The sequence below is a fragment of the Mycolicibacterium alvei genome, from assembly GCF_010727325.1.
Classification (GTDB): Bacteria; Actinomycetota; Actinomycetes; order Mycobacteriales; family Mycobacteriaceae; genus Mycobacterium; species Mycobacterium alvei.
In genome coordinates this window covers 1,872,072-1,888,165 of sequence record NZ_AP022565.1, presented here as the reverse complement: position 1 = coordinate 1,888,165, position 16,094 = coordinate 1,872,072, and the positions used below count along the sequence as shown (strand labels likewise).

19 protein-coding genes are annotated in these 16,094 nt (G+C 66.2%); all 19 read right to left on the bottom strand.

Annotation, left to right across the window (positions count from 1 at the left end; all coding sequences use genetic code 11):
* Nucleotides 1-4: 4 nt before the first annotated feature.
* The 19 genes from nuoK to G6N44_RS08940 all read right to left on the bottom strand — a co-directional run bounded on the left by nuoK (nucleotide 5) and on the right by G6N44_RS08940 (nucleotide 16,093).
* The gene (nuoK, locus tag G6N44_RS09030) at nucleotides 5-304 is read right to left on the bottom strand and encodes an NADH-quinone oxidoreductase subunit NuoK (RefSeq protein ID WP_044516943.1); all 300 of its coding nucleotides are present in this window, start codon (nucleotides 302-304) and stop codon (nucleotides 5-7) included.
* 4 nt (nucleotides 305-308) lie between these two features.
* A complete protein-coding gene (locus G6N44_RS09025; RefSeq protein WP_372508189.1) occupies nucleotides 309-1,124 on the bottom strand; it encodes an NADH-quinone oxidoreductase subunit J in 816 nt (271 codons plus the stop codon).
* A complete protein-coding gene (gene nuoI, locus G6N44_RS09020; protein WP_372508188.1) occupies nucleotides 1,121-1,675 on the bottom strand; it encodes an NADH-quinone oxidoreductase subunit NuoI in 555 nt (184 codons plus the stop codon). Before nuoI ends, G6N44_RS09025 begins: the two co-directional genes overlap by 4 nt.
* Complete coding sequence (nuoH, locus tag G6N44_RS09015) at nucleotides 1,647-2,870, bottom strand: NADH-quinone oxidoreductase subunit NuoH (RefSeq protein WP_163663248.1); 1,224 nt, start codon at nucleotides 2,868-2,870, stop codon at nucleotides 1,647-1,649. Before nuoH ends, nuoI begins: the two co-directional genes overlap by 29 nt.
* Nucleotides 2,867-5,254, bottom strand: a complete 2,388-nt coding sequence (locus G6N44_RS09010) for an NADH-quinone oxidoreductase subunit G (protein WP_163663246.1) — start codon at nucleotides 5,252-5,254, stop codon at nucleotides 2,867-2,869. The genes nuoH and G6N44_RS09010 overlap by 4 nt, the downstream gene beginning before the upstream one ends.
* Nucleotides 5,255-5,286: 32 nt before the next feature.
* Entirely contained in the window at nucleotides 5,287-6,627 is a 1,341-nt protein-coding gene (gene nuoF / locus G6N44_RS09005) for an NADH-quinone oxidoreductase subunit NuoF (protein ID WP_163663243.1), read from the bottom strand.
* A complete protein-coding gene (gene nuoE, locus G6N44_RS09000) occupies nucleotides 6,624-7,367 on the bottom strand; it encodes an NADH-quinone oxidoreductase subunit NuoE (RefSeq protein ID WP_163663240.1) in 744 nt (247 codons plus the stop codon). The genes nuoF and nuoE overlap by 4 nt, the downstream gene beginning before the upstream one ends.
* Nucleotides 7,364-8,668: an NADH dehydrogenase (quinone) subunit D gene (gene nuoD, locus G6N44_RS08995; RefSeq protein ID WP_163663237.1), complete on the bottom strand. Its 1,305-nt coding sequence runs from the start codon at nucleotides 8,666-8,668 to the stop codon at nucleotides 7,364-7,366. The genes nuoE and nuoD overlap by 4 nt, the downstream gene beginning before the upstream one ends.
* A complete protein-coding gene (locus G6N44_RS08990; protein WP_235683061.1) occupies nucleotides 8,668-9,294 on the bottom strand; it encodes an NADH-quinone oxidoreductase subunit C in 627 nt (208 codons plus the stop codon). The genes nuoD and G6N44_RS08990 overlap by 1 nt, the downstream gene beginning before the upstream one ends.
* A gap of 77 nt (nucleotides 9,295-9,371) precedes the next feature.
* Nucleotides 9,372-9,926, bottom strand: coding sequence for a NuoB/complex I 20 kDa subunit family protein (locus G6N44_RS08985; protein WP_163663231.1), 555 nt, complete (start codon nucleotides 9,924-9,926; stop codon nucleotides 9,372-9,374).
* The gene (locus tag G6N44_RS08980) at nucleotides 9,917-10,285 is read right to left on the bottom strand and encodes an NADH-quinone oxidoreductase subunit A (protein ID WP_163663228.1); all 369 of its coding nucleotides are present in this window, start codon (nucleotides 10,283-10,285) and stop codon (nucleotides 9,917-9,919) included. Before G6N44_RS08980 ends, G6N44_RS08985 begins: the two co-directional genes overlap by 10 nt.
* A gap of 172 nt (nucleotides 10,286-10,457) precedes the next feature.
* Complete coding sequence (locus tag G6N44_RS08975) at nucleotides 10,458-10,856, bottom strand: Rv3143 family two-component system response regulator (protein ID WP_163663225.1); 399 nt, start codon at nucleotides 10,854-10,856, stop codon at nucleotides 10,458-10,460.
* 64 nt (nucleotides 10,857-10,920) lie between these two features.
* Nucleotides 10,921-11,439, bottom strand: coding sequence for a YceI family protein (locus tag G6N44_RS08970; RefSeq protein ID WP_163663222.1), 519 nt, complete (start codon nucleotides 11,437-11,439; stop codon nucleotides 10,921-10,923).
* 27 nt (nucleotides 11,440-11,466) lie between these two features.
* Entirely contained in the window at nucleotides 11,467-11,856 is a 390-nt protein-coding gene (locus tag G6N44_RS08965; RefSeq protein ID WP_163669751.1) for a nuclear transport factor 2 family protein, read from the bottom strand.
* A gap of 126 nt (nucleotides 11,857-11,982) precedes the next feature.
* A complete protein-coding gene (locus G6N44_RS08960; protein WP_163663219.1) occupies nucleotides 11,983-12,369 on the bottom strand; it encodes a DUF6285 domain-containing protein in 387 nt (128 codons plus the stop codon).
* Nucleotides 12,330-13,310 (bottom strand): phosphotransferase family protein, encoded by a 981-nt coding sequence (locus tag G6N44_RS08955; protein ID WP_163663216.1) that lies wholly within the window; start codon nucleotides 13,308-13,310, stop codon nucleotides 12,330-12,332. Before G6N44_RS08955 ends, G6N44_RS08960 begins: the two co-directional genes overlap by 40 nt.
* Nucleotides 13,307-14,551, bottom strand: coding sequence for an acyl-CoA dehydrogenase family protein (locus G6N44_RS08950; RefSeq protein WP_163663213.1), 1,245 nt, complete (start codon nucleotides 14,549-14,551; stop codon nucleotides 13,307-13,309). The genes G6N44_RS08955 and G6N44_RS08950 overlap by 4 nt, the downstream gene beginning before the upstream one ends.
* Nucleotides 14,552-14,571: 20 nt before the next feature.
* Entirely contained in the window at nucleotides 14,572-15,183 is a 612-nt protein-coding gene (locus G6N44_RS08945) for a TetR/AcrR family transcriptional regulator (RefSeq protein ID WP_163663210.1), read from the bottom strand.
* 7 nt (nucleotides 15,184-15,190) lie between these two features.
* Nucleotides 15,191-16,093, bottom strand: a complete 903-nt coding sequence (locus G6N44_RS08940) for a hydroxymethylglutaryl-CoA lyase (RefSeq protein WP_163663207.1) — start codon at nucleotides 16,091-16,093, stop codon at nucleotides 15,191-15,193.
* Nucleotide 16,094 lies beyond the last annotated feature (1 nt).

Here is a 16,094-nt window from a genome sequence, read left to right as displayed (position 1 = left end):
GCCCTTAGTGCCTCAGCAGGCTGGCATCGTCGACCGAGGCCGAGCGGCGGGTGCGGAAGATGGTCATGATGATGGCGAGGCCGACTACCACCTCGCAGGCGGCGACCACCATGGTGAAGAACGCCACCACCTGGCCGTCGAGTTGGCCGTGCATGCGGGAGAACGCGACAAACGCCAGATTGGCCGCGTTGAGCATGAGCTCGACGCACATGAACATCACGATGGCGTTGCGCCGCAACAGTACTCCCGACGCACCGATGGTGAACAACAGCGCCGACAGGTACAGATAGTTGTCGGGATTCATCGCATCACCCTCCGGAGTCCGACGAGTCATTGATCGTGCGCCGCGGCAGAATCGCACTGACCGATACTGCCGCGTCGGAGCCGTCGGGCAGCCGCGCCGGAACATCGACCGCGTTATGCCGGGCGTAGACACCGGGATTCGGCAACGGGGTCGGATGACCACCGCGCTGAAACCGTTCGATGGCCAGTTCGCGCTGGGTCTTACGGCGCGCGAAGCGTTCCCGGTGCGCCAACACCATCGCGCCCAGCGCCGCGGTGATCAGCAGTGTGCTGGTCAGCTCGAATGCCCACAGGTACCGGGTGAAGATCAGCGCGGCGAGTCCTTCCACGTTGGCTTCGGGAGCGAGGCTCGCCGAGCGACCCATCGATGTAGCGTTGGCCCCTTCTCCGGTGAACCCGCTGACGGATACGTTGCCGATCCCGGCGATCAGCAGGACCCCGAAGCCGGTGCCGGCGACCAACGCCGCGAGGCGTTGCCCGCGCAGCGTTTCGGTGAGCGATTCGTTCAGGTCGACCCCGATCAGCATCAACACGAACAGGAACAGCATCATCACCGCTCCGGTGTAGACCACCACCTGCACCACGCCGAGGAACAATGCGTCCTGGGCGATGTAGAGCACCGCCAGGGCGATCATGGTGCAGGCCAGGAACACCGCTGAATACACCGCTTTCGGTGCCGCCACCACTCCGATGGCGCCGAGCACTGCGACCGTTCCCAGAATCCAGAACAGCACCGCCTCCGACGTCGAGGTGCGGGCCGCACCCGCGTCGACCAGTTGTGCGCCCTGCCCGGCCGCCAACACCAGCAGGTCCGGTCTCACGGTGTGTCCTGGGACAGTGGGTTGATCCGGCCGAGGTAGTAGTCGTCGTCGGTACTGCCTGGCGCCATCTCATGTGGCGGTGCCTGCATGCCGGGTTGCAACGGGGCCAGCAGCTTGTCCTTGCCCCAGATCAGATCTGCCCGATTGTCGTCGGCCATCTCGTATTCGTTGGTCATGGTCAGCGCACGGGTGGGGCATGCCTCGATGCACAACCCACAGCCGATGCAGCGCAGGTAATTGATCTGGTACACCTGGCCGTAGCGCTCACCGGGCGCGAAGCGTTCGGCATCGGTGTTGTCGGCGCCTTCGACGAAGATGGCGTCGGCCGGGCAGGCCCAGGCGCACAGCTCGCAGCCGATGCACTTCTCCAGACCGTCGGGGTAGCGGTTGAGTTGGTGGCGGCCGTGATAGCGCGGTGCGACGGGTCCCGGCTTCTCCGGATACTCCTCGGTCACCGGCTTTTTGAACATCGAGCCGAAGGTGACGCCAAACCCGGCCAGGGCCTCCAGGATCTTGGGCTTCTTAGACATCGACAGCCTCCTTTCCGGCATTCGGCAGCGGCGGCACCGGATAGACGCCGGTGCTCTGCTCGGGTATCGGTGGAAGAGTTCTGCCCCGCAGCGTTTTCCACAGCGCAGCCGCCAGCACGGCGACCACCACGATCGCCGTCGTCACCAAACCCGTGGACCAGTTGTGGTACCCGTTCTCGCGCAGGCTGTGGGTGACCGCGACGACCATGATCCACACCAGCGACACCGGGATGAGAACCTTCCAGCCCAATGCCATGAACTGGTCGTAGCGCAGTCGGGGGAGGGTGGCCCGAAGCCAGAAGTAGAAGAACATGAAGGTCCACACCTTGGCGGTGAACCACAACAGCGGCCACCAACCGCTGTTGGCGCCCTCGATCAGGTTGAACGGGAACGGTGCGTGCCAGCCACCGAGGAACATCGTGGTGGCCAACGCCGACACGGTGGTCATGTTGACGTACTCGGCGAGCATGAACATCGCGAACTTGAGTGACGAGTACTCGGTGTGGAATCCGCCGACGAGTTCTCCCTCCGCCTCGGGGAGATCGAAAGGCGCCCGGTTGGTTTCGCCCACCATGGAGGTCACGTACACGGCGAACGACGGCAGCAGCAGGAACACAAACCAGATGCGATCCTGAGCCGCGACGATGCCCGAGGTGGACATCGTGCCCGCGTAGAGGAACACCGCGACGAACGACAATCCCATCGCGACCTCATAGGAGATCACCTGGGCGCTGGACCGCAGGCCGCCCAGCAGTGGGTAGACCGATCCTGACGACCAACCGGCCAGCACGAGGCCGTATACCCCGATCGAGGTGACGGCCAGGATATAGAGCACCGCCACGGGCAGGTCGGTCAACTGCAGTGCGGTGCGGTGACCGAACACCGACACCTCGCCGCCCATCGGGATCACCGCGAACGCCATGAACGCCGGGATCACCGAGATGATCGGGGCCAGCAGGTAGAGGGGTTTGTCGACGCCGGTCGGGGTGAGGCCCTCTTTGAGTGCGAGTTTCACGCCGTCGGCCAACGACTGCAGCAGCCCCCAGGGTCCGACCCGGTTGGGGCCGGGCCGCATCTGCATGCGGCCCAGCACCTTACGTTCGATCAGGATCGCCGCCAGCACGGTCAGCAGCAGGAAGACGAACACCCCGAGGGCCTTCGCCAGGATCAGCCACCACGGATCGTGGCCGAACAGGGTGGGATCCGGGTAGGTCATGAGTCGGCCCGTCCGATCGATACCACCGCACCCGAGGTCACCCCGAGTTGGCGATGGATCGCCGAGCCCGGGGAATTGGTCGGTACCCACACCACCCGGTCCGGCATGTCGGTCACCGACAGCGGCAACGTGACAGCGCCGCGGTCGGTGCGGACGGTCACCGGATCACCGGCTGTCACATCGAGTTCGGCGGCCGTGGCCGCCGACAGACGGAGTACGGGGCTGACCGCAGTGCCCGCCAGGTAGGGCTCACCGTCCTGAAGACGTCCGGCATCCAACAGGAGACGCCAGCTCGACAGCACCGCCTGCCCGGGACCCACACTCGGGGGTTTCGCGGGCGTCTCCGACGGTGCGGTGGCACGGGGACCCGTCCAGGGGCCGAGCCGGGCCAGCTCACCGTCGGCGCCTTCGGGTCCGGTCAGGCCGAGATCGACGCCGATCTCGTCGGCCAGGTAGTGCAGCACCCGAAGGTCGGGAATCGCGTTGGTCTGCAATGCCGGTCCGAACGGACGAATCCGTCCTTCCCAGTTGAGATATGCGCCGGCCTTCTCCACCACAGGTGCGACCGGGAACACCACATCGGCCAGGTCGGTGACCTCGCTCTCGCGCAGTTCGAGACTCACCACGAACGGGGTGGCCCGCAGCGCCGCCACCGCCACGGCCGGGTCGGGTAGATCGGTGATCTCGACGCCGCCGATGACGAGTGCCGAGATCGTTCCGCCGGCGGCTGCCGCCAGGATGGTGCTGGTATCGCGGCCGGTCGTGGAAGGCAGCTCGGTGCTGTTCCACACCGCCGCGGTCTGTGCGCGGGCGTCGCTGTCGCTCACGGGACGTCCGCCGGGCAACAGGTTCGGCAGCGCACCGGCCTCCACCGCGCCGCGCTCACCGGCGCGACGTGGAATCCAGGCCAACCGGGCCCCGGTCGCCGCGGCCAGGCGCAGCGCCGCCGACAATGCCCCCGGTGAGCAGGCCAACCGTTCACCCACCAGGATCGCCGCGCCGGGTCGCCGCAGCCGCTCGTCGGTCTGTAGCGCATCCAGTGCTGCGGCCTCGTCCCCGGGGACGGTCGGGATCAGGGTGCCTGCCATTTTGGTCAGCCCACGGCTGGCCAACGATGCGATCGCGAGCACCTGCAGGCCGCGCTTGCGGGCGGCCTTGCGCAACCGCAGGAAGACGATCGGGGATTCCTCCTCGGGCTCCAAACCGACCAGCAGCACCGTCGGGGCCTGCTCCAGTTCGGCGTAACGCAACGTCATGGGTTGACCGGCGATGCGGGCGGCGAGGAAATCGGCCTCTTCAGCCGAGTGCGGCCGGGCCCGGAAGTCGATGTCGTTGGTGCCCAGAGCCATCCGAGCAAACTTCGAGTACGCATAGGCGTCCTGTACGGTGCATCGGCCGCCCACCAGAACACCGGAGTTGGCACCCGCCGCCAGCAGGCCCGCCCCGGCGACCGTCAGCGCCTCCGACCAGGACGCCGGACGTAGCGCGCCGTCCTCGCGGACCAACGGCGTGGTGATCCGGTCACCGACCCTCGCGTAGGTGAAGGCCCACCGGCCCTTGTCGCAGTTCCACTCCTCGTTGACCTCGGGGTCGTCACCGGCCAAGCGCCGCAGCACTTTCCCGCGCCGGTGATCGGTGCGTTGGGCACAGCCGGAGGCGCAGTGCTCGCAGACACTGGGGCTGGACACCAGATCGAAGGGTCGGGCCCGGAACCGGTAGGCCGTCCCGGTGAGCGCCCCCACCGGACAGATCTGCACGGTGTTACCGGAGAAGTAGGATTGGAAAGGTTCACTCCCGGCGATCCCGACCTGTTGCAGCGCACCGCGTTCCAGCATCTCGATGAACGGGTCGCCGGCGATCTGGGTGGAGAACCGGGTGCAGCGCGCACACAGCACGCACCGTTCACGGTCCAGCAACACCTGTGTGGAGATGCTGACCGGTTTCGGAAACGGCCGCTTGACGTCGTCGAAGCGGGTTTCCGGTCGCCCGTTGGACATCGCCTGGTTCTGGAGTGGACATTCGCCGCCCTTGTCGCAGACCGGGCAGTCCAGCGGATGGTTGATCAGCAGCAGTTCCATCACACCGTGCTGGGCCTTGTCGGCGGCCTCGGAGGTGTGCTGGGTGTGCACGACCATGTCGGGGCTGACGGTGGTGGTACACGAGGCCATCGGTTTGCGCTGGCCCTCGATTTCGACGAGGCACTGCCGACACGCCCCCACCGGGTCGAGCAACGGGTGATCACAGAACCGCGGGATCTGGACGCCGATCAACTCGGCGGCACGAATCACCAAGGTGCCCTTGGGGACACTGATCTGCTCGCCGTCGATGGTGAGTGACACCATCTCCACCGGCGGGGTGTCCTTGGTCGGCTCGGCCAGCGTCATGCACGTCCCCCTCTCCTCGCGGTGAGATACATCTACGCACCCGCCTGTTCGGCCGCCAGCAATGTCGAGGCGTGTGGATCGAACGGACAGCCCCCGTCCAAGTGCGCCACGTACTCGTCGCGGAAATGGCTGATCGACGACATCACCGGCGTGGCAGCACCATCACCCAACGCGCAGAAGGACTTTCCGAAGACGGTATCGGCGATATCGAGCAGTTTGTCGATGTCGTCCTGGGTGCCCGCACCGGTTTCCAGCCGGGCGTAGATCTGCTCCAGCCAGTAGGTGCCTTCGCGGCACGGTGTGCATTTTCCGCACGACTCGTGGGCGTAGAACTGTGACCAGCGCCGCACCGCCCGCACGACACAGGTGGTCTCGTCAAAGATCTGCAGCGCCTTGGTGCCGAGCATGGATCCGACCGAGGCCATACCTTCGTAATCCAGTGGTACATCGATGTGTTCGGCTGTCAGCAGCGGTGTCGACGAACCGCCCGGGGTCCAGAACTTCAACGTGTGCCCGTCGCGGACACCGCCGGCATAGTCGAGCAGTTCGCGCAGGGTGATCCCGAGCGGCGCCTCGTACTGGCCGGGCCGATTGACGTGCCCCGAGAGCGAATACAGGGTGAAGCCGGGGGATTTCTCCGAACCCATCGACCGGAACCATTCCACCCCGTTGACCATGATCGGCGGGACGCTGGCGATCGACTCGACATTGTTGACCACCGTCGGGCAGGCGTACAGACCTGCGACGGCGGGAAACGGTGGGCGCAGGCGTGGTTGGCCTCGACGGCCCTCCAGGGAATCCAGCAGCGCGGTCTCCTCACCGCAGATGTAGGCACCCGCACCGGCGTGAACGGTCAGTTCCAGATCGAAGCCCGAACCGAGGATGTCGGTGCCCAGGTATCCGTTCGCGTACGCCTCGGCCACCGCCGCTTGGAGGCGACGCAGCACCGGCACCACCTCGCCACGGACATAGATGAACGCATGACTGGCCCGGATCGCATATGCCGCGATGATGATGCCCTCGACCAGGAAGTGCGGGGTGGTCAGCATCAGCGGAATATCTTTGCAGGTACCGGGTTCCGACTCGTCGGCGTTGACGACGAGATAGTGCGGTTTGGCGCCGGCGCCGTCCTCACCCTGCGCAGTCGGGTCGCTCCGCTCCTGCGGAATGAACGACCACTTGGTCCCGGTCGGGAACCCGGCGCCGCCGCGCCCGCGCAGCCCGGAATCCTTCACCAACGCGATCACGTCGTCCGGTGCCATCGCCAGGGCGCGCTGCAGCCCCAGGTACCCGTCGTGACGGCGGTAGGTGTCCAACGTCCACGGTTGCGGTTCGTCCCAGAATCGGCTCAGTACCGGAGACAGCGCCGTCATGTGACCGGACCTGGCGCTTCGGGGGCGGACATGCCACGTTTGCGGGCTTCGCGCAGTCCGGCCAGGGTGGCCGCCCCAGGGGCGCCGCCGGGTGCGTGCGGATCGGTCAGGCCGGCCAGTGTGCGCGCTGTTTCCCGGAACGTGCACAGCGGTGCCCCGCGGGTGGGTTCCGGGGGTGTTCCACCGCGTAGCCCATCCACCAGATCCCGTGCCGAGGAAGGGGTCTGGTTGTCGTAGAACTCCCAGTTCACCATCACCACCGGGGCGTAATCGCATGCCGCGTTGCACTCGATGTGCTCGAGGGTGACGGTGGCCTTTCCTTCGGCGGAGTCGGTGGTTTCACCGGCGCGGAGGTTCAGATGTTCCTGGAGCGCATCCAGGATCGCGTCGCCACCCATGATCGCGCACAACGTGTTGGTGCATACGCCGACGAGGTAGTCACCGGCGGGCGTGCGTCGGTACATCGAGTAGAACGTGGCCACCGCGGTGACCTCGGCGTCGGTAAGCCCCAACAGTGTTGCGCAGAAACCGATCCCGGCGGGGGTGAGACAACCGTTCTCGGCCTGTACCAGGTGTAGCAGTGGTAGTAGGGCCGAGCGCGCATCGGGATAGCGGGAAAGGATCTGCTCGGCGTCGGCGGTGAGCCGGGCCGTCACATCCTCCGGATACGCCGCGGGCCCGTTGATCGGCGGGCCCACCTCATCGGGGCGCTGCCCCAGCTCCAGGAACACCTCACTCATCTGTCAACCCCTCCCATGACCGGGTCGATCGAGGCCACCGCGGCGATGGCGTCGGCCACCATGCCGCCCTCGCACATCGCCGCCACCGCTTGCAGATTCGTGAACGAGGGATCGCGGTAGTGCACCCGGTAGGGCCGGGTTCCGCCGTCGGACACCATGTGCACCCCGAGCTCGCCACGCGGGGACTCCACTGCGACGTATACCTGTCCGGCCGGTACCCGGATGCCCTCGGTGACAAGCTTGAAGTGATGGATCAGGCCCTCCATGGAGTGGCCCATGATCTTGGCGATGTGCTCGGGGGAGTTGCCCAGGCCGTCCGGACCGACCTTGAGATCTGCCGGCCAGGCCAGCTTCTTGTCGGTGATCATCACCGGGCCTGGACCCAATTTCCCCAGTTTGTCCAGGCACTGCTCGACGATCTTCAACGACTCCCGCATCTCCTTGACCCGGATGAGGTACCGGCCGTAGGAGTCACAGCGGTCGTCGGTAATGACGTCGAATTCGTAGTCCTCGTATCCGCAGTACGGTTCCGCGCGCCGCAGATCGTGGGGGAGCCCGGTGGAGCGCAACACCGGCCCGGTGATCCCCAGTGCCATGCACCCGGTCAGGTCGAGATACCCGACCCCTATGGTGCGGGCCTTCCAGATGTAGTTCTCGTTGAGTAGATCCTCCAAGTCCTGCAAGCTTTTCGGCAACAGATCGAGTAATGCCTGCACCTGGCTGACCGCATCGTCGGGCAGATCGGCGGCCAACCCGCCCGGCCGGATGTAGGCATGGTTCATCCGCAAGCCGGTGATCGACTCGAAGACCCGCAGGATCTCCTCGCGGTCGCGGAACCCATAAAACATGGCCGACATCGCGCCGAGTTCCATACCGCCGGTGGCCAGCGCCACCAGGTGCGAGGAGATTCGGTTGAGCTCCATCAGCATCACCCGGATCACGCTGGCGCGCGCGGGAACATCGTCGGTGACGCCGAGCAGTTTCTCCACGCCCAGGCAGTACGCGGTCTCGTTGAAGAACGGGGACAGGTAGTCCATCCGGGTGACGAAGGTGACGCCTTGCGTCCAGTTCCGGTATTCGAGGTTCTTCTCGATGCCGGTGTGCAGATAGCCGATGCCGCAACGGGCTTCGGTGATGATCTCGCCCTCGATCTCCAGAATCAGCCGCAGCACCCCGTGGGTCGACGGATGCTGCGGGCCCATGTTGACCACGATGCGTTCGCCGGCGTGCTCGCGGGCGGCAGCGACCACGTCGTCCCAGTCTTGTCCGCCGACGACCACAACGGGAGCTTCGGTACTCATCAGTTGTAGGACCTCCGCTGATCGGGCGGTGGGATCCGCGCGCCGTGGTATTCGACCGGAATGCCCCCCAGTGGGTAGTCCTTGCGCTGAGGGTGACCGACCCAGTCGTCCGGCATCTCGATCCGGGTGAGTGCCGGATGGCCGTCGAACACGATGCCGAAGAAGTCGTAGGTTTCGCGTTCATGCCAGTCGGTGGTCGGATAAACCGCGAACAGCGACGGTATGTGCGGATCGGCGTCGGGGGCGGCGACTTCCAGCCGAATCCGCCGGTTGTGGGTGATCGACATCAGTGGGTACACCGCGTGCAGTTCGCGGCCGGTGTCGTCGGGGTAGTGCACCCCGCTGACGCCGAGGCACAGTTCGAACCGCAGTTGGGGATCGTCGCGCAGCACACTGGCCACCGCAGGCAACTGGACTCGGCTGACCTCCAGCGTCAACTCGTCGCGGTAGACCACGACCCGCTCGATCGAGACCGCATAGCGCTCGTCACCGAGGATTTCGGCGAGTCGGTCGACGACGTCATCGAAATATCGGCCGTAGGGTCGAGGTGAGCTTCCGGGTAATTCCACCGACCGCACCAGACGGCCGTACCCCGATGTGTCGCCGGTTCCCGAGACGCCGAACATGCCGCGCCGCGTTGCGATCAGCTCGGGAGAATCGCCGGTGGCCGGGTCGGTACCCGCACCACTACCGTCGAGTGCGCTCACCGCAGCAGCCCCTTGAGTTCGATGGTGGGGGTGGCTGCCAGTGCTGCCTGTTCGGCCTCCCGGATGGCCTCCTCGCGGTTCACCCCGAGCGGCATCTGCTGAATCTTGTCGTGCAGCTTGAGGATTGCGTGTAGTAGCATCTCCGGCCGGGGTGGGCAACCGGGCAGGTAGATGTCCACGGGCACCACATGATCGACGCCCTGGACCACCGCATAGTTGTTGAACATGCCGCCGGAGGATGCGCAAACCCCCATGGCCAGCACCCATTTCGGTTCGGCCATCTGGTCGTAGATCTGTCGCAGCACCGGTGCCATCTTCTGGCTGACTCGGCCGGCGACGATCATCAGGTCGGCCTGTCGTGGCGTCGCGGAGAACCGCTCCATACCGAACCGGGCGATGTCGAAACGCGGCCCGGCGGTCGACATCATCTCGATGGCGCAGCAGGCCAGGCCGAAGGTGGCCGGCCACAACGACCCTTTACGGACGTAACCGGCGACCGCCTCCACCGTCGACAGCAGGATTCCACCCGGCAGGCGCTCCTCTAGTCCCAATTCAGACCCCCTCGCCGCCAGACATAGGCGTACGCCACGAACACCGTGAGCATGAACAGCAACATCTCCACCAGTGCGAACAGGCCGAGGTTGTCGAACGCCACGGCCCAGGGGTAGAGGAAGACGATTTCGATGTCGAACACGATGAACAACATCGCGGTCAGGTAGTACCGGATCGGCATGCGCTGGCCCGTCACGCCGGCGGCCCCGGGCTGCATCGGTTCGATACCGCATTCGTAGGCCTCAAGTTTGGACCGGTTGTAGCGGCGCGGCCCGATGAGGAGCGCGATGCCCACGGAACCCACCGCGAATGCAGCCGCGATCGCTCCCAGAACCAGGATGGGCGTGTAGAGATTCATGCCGCGTATCGCTCCCTCGGTGGGCTGTCGATGTGAGCTAACCCACAGCCTAGCGAGGTTTGCGGCCTACGCCACACATTTTGGTTAGTATCGTTTCATATCGGGGCAGAGTGTCGCTGCGGCCACAGCTGTGCCGCGAAAGTCAACGGCAACAGGGTAATTCGCGGAAAAATTATCGTACCGGCGAGCGCAGCAACGACACCACGGCATCGCCCAGACGGATCGGGTCGATCGGGTGTGGCACGGCGGCCTCCGCCTGTGACCAGCTAGCCAGCCAGGCATCGTCGGGTCGCCCGGTGAGCACCAGGACAGGTGGGCAATCCGCCACCTCGTCCTTGAGCTGTTTGGCCACTCCCAGGCCCCCGGCCGGGGTGGCTTCGCCGTCGAGGATGGCCAGGTCGATGCCCCCGGCGTCCATCTTCGAGATCACCATCGGTGCGGTCGCGACCTCGACGTACCGCAGTTCGGGAATCTCCGGGCGCAGGCGTTTGCCCAGTGCCAGACGTACCTGCTCGCGGGTGCGCGGGTTGTCGCTGTACACCAGGATGCGCAGCGGCGCGGGGCCGGCCATGCTGGCGATGTTACTGCGCATGACCCCGTTGGCCGGACAACTCAGCGAATTCTGTTGCAGCGCATCAGCCCCGGGTGAACACCAGTTCACCGGTCAGGACGGTTGTCGGACCGACCATTCCGAGCAGGTCTCCCGACACGCCGAAGTCGCCTCGCTGGACCTCGCACCGGCCCGACAGCTGCAGGGCGCCGTCGTCGAGAACCTGGAGGGTCACCGGCAGGTCGACGGTCTTGGACACGCCCCGGATCGTCAGGACCGTCGTCAACCGCGCGCTGCCGTCGTCGGCCGCCCCCAGGCCCGTCACCTGCACGGTGATATCGGGATGTGTCTCGATATCGAAGAAATCGGCGGATCGCAGGTGGTTGTCCCGCTTACCGATCCCGGTATGCACCGATGCCGCCGCGATCACCACCCGGCCGCTCACCTCATCGGCGGCGGTGCCCTCACCGGTGAACTCGGTGAACCGGCCGGTGACGGTGGAGAGGCCCCACAGCGTCTTGTTCTGGAACGACACCCGGGACCGGCCCGGGACCAGGGTCCAGTTTCCCGCGTGTGTGGTCAGGATGTCGCTGAGTGTGGCCATGACACCTCCAAATGCGTCGGCTCGAGGTCAGATGAACAGGGGTGCGATGTCCTTCGGATCGAAGTATTCGTCGATCCGGTGGATCAGACCGTCCGTACCCACCTTGATCACGATGCACACCCGCAACGCGATCAATGCCCCGTCACGGGCGGTGGCGTGCAGGACATGCTGCTGGACAAATCCGCCGTCGAAGAACTGCCGGTCCAGCACTTCGTAGCGGCGCGCACCGGTGGCCTCGATGAACCAGTCGATCACCTTCAGGGCACGGGCGCGGTCGTTGTCACGGGAGTCGCCGCTGTGCCATACCGCGACGTCATCGGCCCACAGCCGAGCCACCCCGTCCTTGTCGGCGCGTTCGATCGCATCGAACAGTCGGTGTGCGACATCCTCGATGACCTGGGTGTGGGTGGGGGACATCATCGGCCTCCTTGGCTTGGATTCAGATTCGAACGACGGACTCCACACCTGCACGCCGAGATCTACACCAGGGCGGTGCGGCCTCGGCTGCCACGACCGTGGTGTAGATCTCGGCGCGACAGGGGTTCACGGTTTGTCGTAGCCCGGGTGTGCGGCGGCCAGTCGCTGACGCACCAGGACGCGCAGGCAGGTGGTGACGTCCTCGGCTCGGTCGTCGAGTTCACCGGCCCGGATCGCCGCCGCCAGCGCGGCCTCGTCGGCGAACCCGATGCCGGTCAAGGCCGCCGACGAGGCGGTGGCCGTAGCAGGGGTGTCGGACGCCAGCAGTTCGCGTTCGACCATGCGCAGGGCGTTGGCCGCCACGCGGGCGTGAAAGCTCACGGGTCCGGCGGTGTGTTCACGTACCTCGGTGTCGAGGAACTCCGCCACCGCGGCCACGAGTTCAGCCGCGGTCGGTCGTCCGTACAGGTTGCTCACCAGCTGCTCCCGTCCAGCAGACACAGCAGGTCCCATTCGGTTTCGCACACCCGACGGCCGATGGTTGCCAACTCCACCGATCGGGTCTGCCCGCTCAGATGCCGCTCGGCCTGGTAGCGGCAGATGACGCCCCAGCGCAGGGTGGCGAGGACGAGCCACCAGCGGATCGCCGACCGGTCCAGCGCCTGCCCGCCGGCGTCCTCGTAGTCGTCCAGAAAGCTCTCGATGCTGCCCAGTCCGCCCGCCCCGAGGGCGGCGGGCGCACCGAACCGCCAGGCCCGGATGCAGAACCAGGCCAGATCCTCGTACACCTCGCCGAGGTGCACCAACTCCCAGTCCAGTACCGCGGCCAGGCCCGAGTCGTCGACGATGACATTGCCCATCCGGAAGTCGCCGTGCACGAGCCGCAGCGGTGACGCGGGCGGCCGGTTGGCATCCAGCCAGCGAAACGCCCACTCGAAAGTGGCGGTGGTATCGCCCATCTCGTCGAGTTGCTCACGCCATTGGGCTACCTGGTCCTGCTCGACCAGGCCGGGCACAGCGGGCGGTGAGGCCCGGTGGATGGCCGCCAGTGCCTGTGCGCACTGGGTGAGCAGCCGGGCCCGGCCGGCGTCGTCGAGCATGCGCTGAATACGCCGGACGATGGTCTCACCACCGATGAAGTCGCAGATCAGGAACGGATCACCCAGCGCGGCAACGGAATTGTCGGCGACCAGCACGTGGGGGACCGGTGCTCCGGCCAGCGCCGCCGCCCGTTGGGCACCGGCCTCCAGTTCCATTCCGGCGTGGACCTCATCGGGAGCGCCGGTACGCAGGATCAGGGGGCGCCGAGCCGAGTCCGTGACAGCGTCGAACGACCAGGTGGTGCGGCTGGCTCCGCCGGTCAGCTCGCGAAGATTCTCGACAGCGACGCCGGCGCCCAGCACCGGGGTGAGGACGTCGACCAGCCCGGTGGAGAGCGAGCCGATGTCGGTCACCGCTTGGCCTTGCCGAACCCGAACAGTCGCTGCGCCACCCGGCGCATCTGGATCTCCTCGGCACCTTCGGTGATCCGGTAGCGCCGATGGTGGCGGTAGATGTGCTCGAACGGTTCGTGACGGCTGTAGCCGATGCCGCCGTGCACCTGCATGGCCCGGTCGGCGGCCTCGCACACCAAGCGGTTGGCGCGGTAGTTGGCCATCGAGACCTTGTCGGAGACCTCCATGTGGTGGTTCTGGTCCAGCTGCGTCGCGGCGTACCGGACCAGCAGCCGGACCATCTGCGCCTCGGTCTGCAATTCCACCAAGGGCCACTGGACGGCCTGGTTCACCGCTAGCGGCTTGCCGAACACCATGCGCCGGTTGGCGTAGTCCACGGCGCGGTCGATGCAGAACTGGGCGGCGCCCAGACTGCTGGCCGCCTGACGAATCCGGTTCTCATGCAGGAAGGTCTGCCCGACCTCCAGGCCGCGGTCAACCTCGCCGAGCACCGCATCGGCGGGCACCCGCACGTTGTCCAGCTCCACCTCACCGTGATCGGTGGGCATGTTGAACGTCCACCAGTAGAACGGGACGGTGAATCCCGGCGCGTCGGTGGGAACCAGGAATGCCGAGATGCCACGGGCTTGTCCGGGCTCGCCGGAGGTCCGGGCGAAGATCAGATCGTGTGTGGCCCGGTGTACTCCGGTGTTCCACCGCTTGCGGCCGTTGATGATCCAGCCATCCCCGTCAGGTATCGCCGTGGTCTCCAGCCAGGTGGCATCCGAACCGTGGTCGGGTTCGGTCAGGCCGAACGCCATCGAGCGCTTGCCGGTGAGCATCGCCTCCACCCATTCGGCCTTCTGCGCCTCGGTGCCGAACCGGTCCATCATGATCACCTGCGGAAAGTTGCCCACGATCGAGGACTCGTCCTGCAGGTCGTTGTGCAGTCCGAGGCCTTTGTGTGCCAGGTGTTCCCGGATCACCGCCATGTCCAGGTTGCTGCCGTCACGCCCGCCGAATCGGGCCGGTAACCCATACCGGAGCCAGCCGGCAGCATCGGCACGCCGACGCATCTCGCCCAGCAGATCCTCCCAGGCCCGGGCGGGTATCCCGCCGTTGTCCCAGTCGGTGCGGGCGTACTCGCGGCGCTGGTCGAAGTACTGCATGTGTTCGCGCTCAAGCGGCTTGATCTCAGCCTCGATGAACTCGTCCATCTCGGAAAGCACGGTTGAAAGATGTTCGGGCAAAGCGAAATCCACTGCGATCTCTCTTTCTCGGATCAGAAGCCGTACAGGGTCTTCTTCCAGATGGTGGACAGGGTGGTGATGGCTTCGGCGTCGTTGATCTCGATGCCGAGCCCCGATTGGCCGACGAATACCGTGGTGAAGTTCTCGAACAGCAGGGCGATGGCCGCCGCCACGTGTTCTGGTTGTAGTCCCTGGGCGTGGCCCTGCTCCTGCGCGTGGTGCACCGACGCGATGACGATGTCGATGCCGAACCGGCGGAACTTGTTCTGCACATCGGCGAACCGCTGCTGGGTGGCGGCCAGTTGGGCGACCGCGATCATGATGCCGATGTTCTGTTTGAAGATGTTCCAGTAACCGGTGGCCACGGTGGTGAAGAACTCGGTGTCCTCCGGGGAGTCCGGCAGGTGCAGGTTCAGACCGGACGGCTCGACGACGTCGTGCAGGAACGATTCGGCCAAGGCCGCCAGCAGGTCCTCTTTGTCGGTGAAATACCGGTAGAACACCGCCGGGCTCTTGCCCGCGGCAGAGGTGATGTCGGACAGGGTGGTCCCGTGGAAACCCCGCTCGGCGAACAGTTTCCGCGCGGCAAGCTCGATCGCCGCGCGCGTCTGGCGGCCTTTCGTGCCCAGCTCGGCAGCGGTCATCGACGTCTCAGCCCAAGATCCGGTCGCCGGCGCGCAGCAGGGCGCTGGGAAGCTCGTGGCCCACGGACTCCTGCGCGACACGTGCTGCCTCGATGGCTGCGGACAGGTCGACGTCGACGGCGATCTCGCTGTCGCGCAACATGTAGACCAGGTCCTCGGTGGCGATGTTGCCGCTCGCACCCGGGGCGAACGGGCAGCCGCCCAATCCGCCGACCGACGCGTCCAGGCGGGTGACCCCGGATTGCACGGCCGCGTAAGCGCTGGCCAGACCGGCGCCGCGGGTGTTGTGAAAGTGTGCGCCCAGCGGCAGGTCACCGATCAGCGGCCGGACCTGCGCGATCAAGGAGCTCACCCGGCGCGGGGTGGTGGTGCCGATGGTGTCGGCGATGGCGATCCGGTTGACACCGGAACCAACCGCAGCCGAGGCGATGTCGAGCACCCGCTGCGGATCGGTCGGGCCGTCGAACGGGCAGTCCCAGGCGGTGGCGATGATCACCTCGACCGAGGTACCGCTGTCCGCCGCGATGGCCACGATGTCGGCGATCTGTGCGGTGGCCTCCGCCGAGGTACGTCCGACATTGGCGTGGGAGTGGGCATCCGATGCGGATACCACGTATTCGATGGAACGTAGGCCCGCGGCGATGGCGCGTTTGGCGCCGCCTGCGCTGGCGACCAGCGCGGAGAACTCCACGTCACCGAATCTGTGCAGTTCTTCGGCGAGTTCGGCCGCGTCGGCCAGGGCAGGCACTTTCGAGGGGGAGACGAACGCCGTCGCCTCCACTTCCCGCACTCCGGTGGCGACGATGGCCTCGAGGATCGCCACCTTGGCGGACAATGGGATCGGCGTCTCGATCTGCAGGCCGTCCCGCAGGCACACCTCGCGGATGTCGACCTTTGTGGGCAGGTTCATC

What these genes read in the sequence shown, in the direction of transcription:
- G6N44_RS08980 (WP_163663228.1), bottom strand. Translation starts at nt 10,285, where the DNA reads ATGAATCTCTACACGCCCATCCTGGTTCTGGGAGCGATCGCGGCTGCA.
- G6N44_RS08940 (WP_163663207.1), bottom strand. Translation starts at nt 16,093, where the DNA reads ATGAACCTGCCCACAAAGGTCGACATCCGCGAGGTGTGCCTGCGGGAC.
- G6N44_RS08960 (WP_163663219.1), bottom strand. Translation starts at nt 12,369, where the DNA reads ATGGGACCTGCTGTGTCTGCTGGACGGGAGCAGCTGGTGAGCAACCTG.
- G6N44_RS08945 (WP_163663210.1), bottom strand. Translation starts at nt 15,183, where the DNA reads ATGACCGCTGCCGAGCTGGGCACGAAAGGCCGCCAGACGCGCGCGGCG.
- nuoK (WP_044516943.1), bottom strand. Translation starts at nt 304, where the DNA reads ATGAATCCCGACAACTATCTGTACCTGTCGGCGCTGTTGTTCACCATC.
- G6N44_RS08965 (WP_163669751.1), bottom strand. Translation starts at nt 11,856, where the DNA reads ATGTCCCCCACCCACACCCAGGTCATCGAGGATGTCGCACACCGACTG.
- G6N44_RS08975 (WP_163663225.1), bottom strand. Translation starts at nt 10,856, where the DNA reads ATGGCCGGCCCCGCGCCGCTGCGCATCCTGGTGTACAGCGACAACCCG.
- nuoD (WP_163663237.1), bottom strand. Translation starts at nt 8,668, where the DNA reads ATGAGTACCGAAGCTCCCGTTGTGGTCGTCGGCGGACAAGACTGGGAC.
- nuoF (WP_163663243.1), bottom strand. Translation starts at nt 6,627, where the DNA reads ATGACGGCGCTGTCTCCGGTACTGAGCCGATTCTGGGACGAACCGCAA.
- nuoI (WP_372508188.1), bottom strand. Translation starts at nt 1,675, where the DNA reads ATGCCGGAAAGGAGGCTGTCGATGTCTAAGAAGCCCAAGATCCTGGAG.
- G6N44_RS09010 (WP_163663246.1), bottom strand. Translation starts at nt 5,254, where the DNA reads ATGACGCTGGCCGAGCCGACCAAGGACACCCCGCCGGTGGAGATGGTG.
- nuoH (WP_163663248.1), bottom strand. Translation starts at nt 2,870, where the DNA reads ATGACCTACCCGGATCCCACCCTGTTCGGCCACGATCCGTGGTGGCTG.
- nuoE (WP_163663240.1), bottom strand. Translation starts at nt 7,367, where the DNA reads ATGAGTGAGGTGTTCCTGGAGCTGGGGCAGCGCCCCGATGAGGTGGGC.
- G6N44_RS08970 (WP_163663222.1), bottom strand. Translation starts at nt 11,439, where the DNA reads ATGGCCACACTCAGCGACATCCTGACCACACACGCGGGAAACTGGACC.
- G6N44_RS08990 (WP_235683061.1), bottom strand. Translation starts at nt 9,294, where the DNA reads ATGTTCGGCGTCTCGGGAACCGGCGACACATCGGGGTACGGCCGTCTG.